Origin of the sequence: Paeniglutamicibacter sp., assembly GCF_046714615.1 — a bacterium.
GTDB lineage: Bacteria > Actinomycetota > Actinomycetes > Actinomycetales > Micrococcaceae > Paeniglutamicibacter.
The window spans coordinates 1-5,905 of sequence record NZ_JBKKAP010000069.1 but is presented as its reverse complement, the minus strand read 5'-3'; the positions used below and the strand labels follow the sequence as shown (position 1 = coordinate 5,905).

General features: G+C 65.6%; 6 protein-coding genes and 1 tRNA gene. 4 read left to right on the top strand and 3 right to left on the bottom strand.

The window, feature by feature from the left end; translation table 11 throughout:
- Positions 1–65 precede the first annotated feature (65 nt).
- Positions 66–554: a YajQ family cyclic di-GMP-binding protein gene (locus ACLQ7E_RS07540; RefSeq protein ID WP_411731956.1), complete on the bottom strand. Its 489-nt coding sequence runs from the start codon at positions 552–554 to the stop codon at positions 66–68.
- A 158-nt stretch (positions 555–712) separates the two neighbouring features.
- Between ACLQ7E_RS07540 and ACLQ7E_RS07535 the strand changes: the two genes are divergently transcribed.
- Positions 713–794, top strand: a tRNA-Tyr gene (locus ACLQ7E_RS07535).
- A 170-nt stretch (positions 795–964) separates the two neighbouring features.
- Here ACLQ7E_RS07535 and ACLQ7E_RS07530 read toward each other — a convergent pair.
- Positions 965–1,363 carry a hypothetical protein gene (locus ACLQ7E_RS07530; RefSeq protein ID WP_411731955.1) on the bottom strand — a complete coding sequence of 133 codons (399 nt, stop codon included), beginning with the start codon at positions 1,361–1,363 and terminating at the stop codon, positions 965–967.
- Between the two features lie 365 nt (positions 1,364–1,728).
- Between ACLQ7E_RS07530 and trxA the strand changes: the two genes are divergently transcribed.
- Positions 1,729–2,100, top strand: a complete 372-nt coding sequence (trxA, locus tag ACLQ7E_RS07525; protein ID WP_411731954.1) for a thioredoxin — start codon at positions 1,729–1,731, stop codon at positions 2,098–2,100.
- Positions 2,101–2,116: 16 nt separating this feature from the next.
- Here the strand turns inward: trxA and ACLQ7E_RS07520 are convergent, their stop codons facing one another.
- Positions 2,117–3,109: a DNA-3-methyladenine glycosylase family protein gene (locus ACLQ7E_RS07520; RefSeq protein ID WP_411731953.1), complete on the bottom strand. Its 993-nt coding sequence runs from the start codon at positions 3,107–3,109 to the stop codon at positions 2,117–2,119.
- A gap of 96 nt (positions 3,110–3,205) precedes the next feature.
- Between ACLQ7E_RS07520 and ACLQ7E_RS07515 the strand changes: the two genes are divergently transcribed.
- Complete coding sequence (locus tag ACLQ7E_RS07515) at positions 3,206–4,582, top strand: cystathionine beta-synthase (RefSeq protein WP_411731952.1); 1,377 nt, start codon at positions 3,206–3,208, stop codon at positions 4,580–4,582.
- A gap of 17 nt (positions 4,583–4,599) precedes the next feature.
- Positions 4,600–5,757: a cystathionine gamma-synthase gene (locus ACLQ7E_RS07510; RefSeq protein WP_411731951.1), complete on the top strand. Its 1,158-nt coding sequence runs from the start codon at positions 4,600–4,602 to the stop codon at positions 5,755–5,757.
- Positions 5,758–5,905 lie beyond the last annotated feature (148 nt).

The window sequence follows — 5,905 nt, the reverse complement described above, 5'->3', positions numbered from 1 at the left end:
CCCCCTGTTGGGCGCCCCCCCCCCTCCCGTTCTCGGCGGCGGCGCCGCATGGTCGTGAGGTCCGTTTAGCGGAAGTTCACGAACTGCAGGTCCGCGTCCTCAAAGGAGCGCAGCAGGGTCATGGTGGCCTGCAGGTCGTCGCGGGACTTGGAGGACACGCGAAGCTCGTCACCCTGGATGGTGGATTTCACTCCCTTGGGGGCCTCGTCGCGAATCAGCTTGTTGATCTTCTTCGCCACGTCCTGGGCAATGCCCTCGACGATCTCGGCCTCGATGCGGTATTCCTTGCCCGAGGCGAAAGGTTCGCCGGCTTCCAGCGACTTCAGCGAGATGTTGCGCTTGACCAGCTTGGACTGGAACACGTCGAGAACGGCTTTGACGCGCTCCTCGGAGTTTGCCTTCATCAGGATCTTCTCGCCGCTGAAGTCGATCTCGGCGCCAATGCCCTTGAAGTCGTAGCGCTGGACTATTTCCTTCTGCGCCTGGTTCAGTGCATTGGACACTTCTTGGCTGTCGACCTTGCTGACAACATCAAAAGTTGAATCGCTCGCCATGTGAGCCTCCTTGGGTAGTGATTGTGCTTTGCCTACAAGAGTACCGGGACGTCCCAAAAGCCCGGAGAAACCGGGTGCTGACGCGCCGACGAACCCTCGATTTGCACTCTGGGGAAATTGTCATGTAGAGTTTCTACTCGTTCCGAAGGGAACAATTCGGCAGATTACCCGAGCGGCCAAAGGGGGCTGACTGTAAATCAGCTGGCAACGCCTTCACTGGTTCGAATCCAGTATCTGCCACCGAATGAACGAAGCCCGTGTTCAAATCCAAAAGATTTGAACACGGGCTTTTTTCATGCCCTGACCGCATCTTCGCAGGCGGCGAGCCGTTTTCCGGGTTGGGTGGCGGGCCTACGCTTCGGGAAGTGACCCACTCAACATCCGTTCGCGCAATTCCCGCCACCCAAGTTTCAGGCGGCCAACTTTTCGCTCATGGGGACCACGTAAATGTCCCAGAGCAACATGATTGAATCCCGTGGGGCCGACAGCACTGCGTGATAGTGGGCCCATTGCCATTCGGTGGCTCCGTTGTCGTCCCGTGGCCTGGGAGGACACGAACCGGGAGTGAGCCACCGCTGGCCGTTCCAGATGGCCTGCAACGGCCCAACGGCCGTGGCCGCAGCCGTGGTGTCATCCAATGGGGCTGGAAAAGAGACCCGTTCCTGGATCCGCATCGCGGGGGCAACCGCAAAAGGAGTGGATTCGACGATGGCCAAATCCATGGGCAGCGCGTCGACGTAGCGCTCCGCCAGCAGCATTCCTTCGGAGAGGGCCTTGCGCCCGGATTCCCCGGTCGTTATCAGCAACAAGGTGCAACGTGTCATTTCCGTGGTGGCAGCCGACCCGCATCCGTCTCTACACGGTCCGGGTCAGGATGCATCCTTCCTGTTATCCGTGGAGCCCGATGTTCCGTCTAGGGAACCGGGCCTGGCTGGCGAACCGGACGGGACCACAAGACCCGCGCTTCGCCCGATGCTTTGGTGGATGGCTGCCTCCTTGGTCGGATGTGGCATTTCCTCGAGCATACGGGCGCGTGCGCGCCGGCGGGCGCTGTCCGACGAAGTTGTGGATAACTTGTGGCATGCGGTCGTACCGGGGCGTGAAAACGGCGTGGGGGAGCCAAAAGCCGGGTGCCGACTGCGGCGACTCCGGCATCACGCGGTAACGTTGGTACATGGCTACTATCAATATCACCGAGTCTGAGTTCACGACGACGCTGGATGAAAATGACATTGTCTTCGTGGATTTCTGGGCGGCATGGTGCGGACCCTGCCGCCAATTTGCCCCGGTCTATGACGACATTTCCGAGAAATACCCCGACGTGAAATTCGCCAAGGTAGACACCGAGGCCGAACAGGGACTGGCCCGCGCTGCAAACATCACCTCCATCCCCACGCTGATGGCCTTCCGCGACAAGGTGCTGGTCTTCTCGCAGCCCGGCGCGATGAACGCCTCGCAGCTAGACGACCTCGTCGTGGCCGTCAAGGGCATCGACATGCATCAGGTCCACGCGCAGATCGCCGAGCAAGAGGCCCAAGCACAGTAGCTTTCACCCCGGCGCCCTAGCGGCGTCGGTGGTCCATCGGCGCCAAACGCGGGCCAAACGCCTGCTTGCGTTGCCCGGAAAGCCCGATCAAGCGCACCACGCGCTGGCGATGCCCGGAAAAGGGCGCCAGCAAGTCGAGCATCCCGGCGTCGTCGACCCGGCGGCCGGTGAGTACCTGCCCGGCGAAGGCCGCCAGATGGTAATCACCCACCGATACATGGTCCGCGGCACCATGGGTGCGCTGCAGGACCTCGGCGATGCTCCACGGCCCCACACCGGGGAGTGATTCCAGCGCCGCTGCCAGCGTTCCGGCACCCATCACGTTCTCCCGCTTGGCACCCAGGTCCAGCAGCGCCCAGCGTTCGAGGGCGTTGGCCGCTGACGCGGCCCGGAGCGCGGTAGCGGAGCGCTTTGAATCCACGCGCGCCTGGTGCCATTGCCACGGTTGCAGCGAACGAACGGCCGCAGGCGTCGGCGGGAGGCGCATGCCCGACGGCGCAGGGCCCGGCGGCAATTCGCCGACGGCCAGGCAAAGGTAGCGCCAAGCGAAGTTCGCCTCGATCACCGTGACCTTCTGTTCAAGGATCGCCGGCAACAGGGCATCGAAGATGCGCCCCGTGGAGGGCAGCCTCAGCCCAGGATTGGACTTCCGGCTCCTGGCCACGGTCGGGTGCAGCAGATCCCTGGTTTTCGGGGCGTCGAAGGTACTCCAGTCGTCGTAGGCGCCCAGCAGGTGCAGGCCGCGCTCGACCGCATGCGCGGATCCCGGGCCCCAGGCCTTTAGTAGGACTTCCGCATCGACCCCAAGAGAGCGGGTGGCCAACAGGGTGACGGGACCTGCCGGGGTGTGGAAGCACAACCAGGCACCGGTTTCCCTGACCCTGGTGGCCGGGTCGCCGGCGCCGCGTTGCAGGATCCCCAGGGACTGGCGCAGGGAATACGGGCCGTGCGGCTTCCAGGAAGCCTGCGCGTCGCATGCCGGCAGCGGGGTCGAGGGGGAATCGGGCATGCATCCATACTCCCACCGGGACCGCCCCTTCCAACGCATGAAGATTCACTACGAACGGCGTCCGGAATGTGACGGAGCGCCGGTAGAGTGAGCGCCATGAAGTATGCACGCACAGTCCTGGACCTGATTGGGAACACCCCGCTGGTCAAGCTCAATTCGGTCACCGACGGCGTCGAGGCAACCATCCTCGTCAAGCTGGAATACCTGAACCCCGGCGGGTCCATCAAGGACCGCATTGCCCTCAAAATGGTGGAAAATGCCGAGGCCGACGGGCACCTGCTGCCGGGCGGCACGATCGTGGAGCCCACCAGCGGCAACACCGGTGTGGGCCTGGCCATGGTCGGCCAGCTCAAGGGCTACAAGACCATCTTCGTCACCCCGGACAAGGTCGGCGAGGAAAAGCGCGACGTGCTGCGCGCCTACGGCGCCGAGGTGGTGGTGACCCCCACCGCGGTGGCACCCGATTCCCCCGAGTCCTACTACGGCGTCTCGGACCGCCTGGTGCGCGAGATCCCGGGCGCCTACAAGCCCGACCAGTTCTCCAACCCCGCAGCCCCGGACAGCCACTACGAGTCCACCGGCCCGGAAATCTGGAATGACACCGACGGCACGCTGACCCACGTGGTCATCGGCGCCGGCACCGGCGGCACCATCACCGGCACCGGCCGCTACCTCAAGGAAATCTCCGCTGAACGCGCCTCCGGCCCGGTCAAGGTCATCGGCGCGGACCCGGACGGTTCGGTCTACTCCGGCGGCACCGGCCGCCCCTACTTCGTCGAGGGCGTCGGCGAGGACATGTGGCCGGGCAACTACGACCCGTCGGTGCCCGACGAGGTCATCGCCGTGACCGACGCCGACGCATTCGCCATGACCCGCCGCCTGGCCAAGGAAGAGGGGCTGCTGGTCGGCGGCTCCTCCGGCATGGCCGTGGTCGCCGCCCTGCAGGCGGCCAAGGACCTTCCCGCAGAGGCAATCGTCGTGGTGATCCTTCCCGACGGCGGCCGCGGCTACCTGGGCAAGATCTTCAACGACTCCTGGATGCGCTCCTACGGCTTCCTGCGCGACGACGCTGTGGACACCGTCGGCCAGCTGCTCTCGGCCAAGCCGAAGGACCTGCCGGATTTGGTCCACACCCACATGAACGAGTCCGTCCGCGACGCCATCGGCATCATGAACGAATACGGCGTCTCGGCCCTGCCGGTGCTTTCCGCAGAGCCCCCGGTACGCATCGGCGAGGTGCGCGGCTACCTCGACGAGCGCACGCTGACCGAAAAGCTGTTCCGCAACGAGATCGCGCTGACCGACCCGGTGGGCCCGCTGGTCACCGCCGCGCTGCCGCTGATCGGCATCCACGAAACCATCGACCGCGCCAAGGAACAGCTCTCCAGGCACGACGCGCTGCTGGTCACCGACGACGGGGCAGCGGTCGGGGTCATCACCCGCCACGACCTGCTGACCTACCTCACCCACTAAGAAAGTTGGCTCCCAACATGAGTGAAAACATCCAAGGATTCAACACCCGCGCGGTCCACGCCGGCCAGGCGTTCGAACCCCGCACCGGGGCAGTGGTCCCGCCGCTGCACTTCTCCTCGACCTACGCCCAGGACGGCATCGGCAACCTGCGCGCCGGCTACGAGTACGGCCGCGGCGGCAACCCCACCCGCGACGCCCTGCAGGAACAGCTCGCCGCCCTGGAAAACGGCACCCACGCCTACTCGTTCTCCTCCGGCCTGGCCGCCGAGGACTCGCTGATCCGCGCCCTGGCCGAACCCGGGGACCACATCGTGCTGGGCAACGACGCCTACGGCGGAACCTACCGGCTGATTTCGCGGGTCCTGGGCGGCTGGGGCATCGGCAACACACCCGTGGACATGTCCGACCATGCCGCGCTGAAGTCCGCCATCGCGGCCAACAAGACCAAGCTGGTCTGGGTCGAGACGCCGTCGAACCCGATGATGCGAATCTCCGACATCAAGGCCATCGCCGCCATCGCGCACGAGGCAGGAGCCCTGCTGGTGGTCGACAACACCTTCGCCTCCCCGTACCTGCAGCAGCCGCTGGACCTCGGCGCGGATGTGGTGGTGCACTCCACCACCAAGTACATCGGCGGGCACTCCGACGTGGTCGGCGGCGCCATCGTGGTCAAGGACCCGGTGCTGGCCGAGGCCATCGGCTTCATCCAGTTCGCCGTCGGCGCGGTCTCCGGCCCGATGGACGCGTTCCTGACCACCCGCGGCCTGAAGACCCTGGGCGTGCGCATGCGCACCCACTCCGAAAACGCGATGGCCGTGGCCCAGTGGCTGGAACAGCGCCCCGAGGTCGAGGCAGTGCACTACCCGGGGCTGCCCTCGCACCCCGGGCATGAGCTGGCCAAGGCGCAGATGCGCGACTTCGGCGGCATGGTCTCGGTGCAGTTCACCGGCGGCGAGAACGCAGCGCGCACCGTGGCCGAGGCGACCCACGTGTTCACCCTGGCCGAGTCCCTGGGCGGCATCGAATCGCTGATGAACTACCCCTCGGAGATGACCCACGCCTCGGTGAAGGGCACCGAGCTGGCCGTGCCGGTGAACCTGCTGCGCCTCTCGGTGGGCATCGAAGACGTCGAGGACCTGATCTCGGACCTCGAGCAGGCCTTCGCCAAGCTGTAGGCACCAGGCAGGCAAGCAACAGGGGGTGGGGGGGGGGGGGGGGGGGGGGGGGGGGCGCCCCCCCCCGCCCCGACCGGTGCGTGTGCAGCAGGACGACAGGCAGGTTGGATTCGAAGGTGGCCACGTCCTCGTTCGCGCGCACGTAAGC

Coding starts and splice junctions, on each gene's coding strand:
- trxA (WP_411731954.1), top strand. CDS start 1,729: ATGGCTACTATCAATATCACCGAGTCTGAGTTCACGACGACGCTGGAT.
- ACLQ7E_RS07515 (WP_411731952.1), top strand. CDS start 3,206: ATGAAGTATGCACGCACAGTCCTGGACCTGATTGGGAACACCCCGCTG.
- ACLQ7E_RS07520 (WP_411731953.1), bottom strand. CDS start 3,109: ATGCCCGATTCCCCCTCGACCCCGCTGCCGGCATGCGACGCGCAGGCT.
- ACLQ7E_RS07510 (WP_411731951.1), top strand. CDS start 4,600: ATGAGTGAAAACATCCAAGGATTCAACACCCGCGCGGTCCACGCCGGC.
- ACLQ7E_RS07540 (WP_411731956.1), bottom strand. CDS start 554: ATGGCGAGCGATTCAACTTTTGATGTTGTCAGCAAGGTCGACAGCCAA.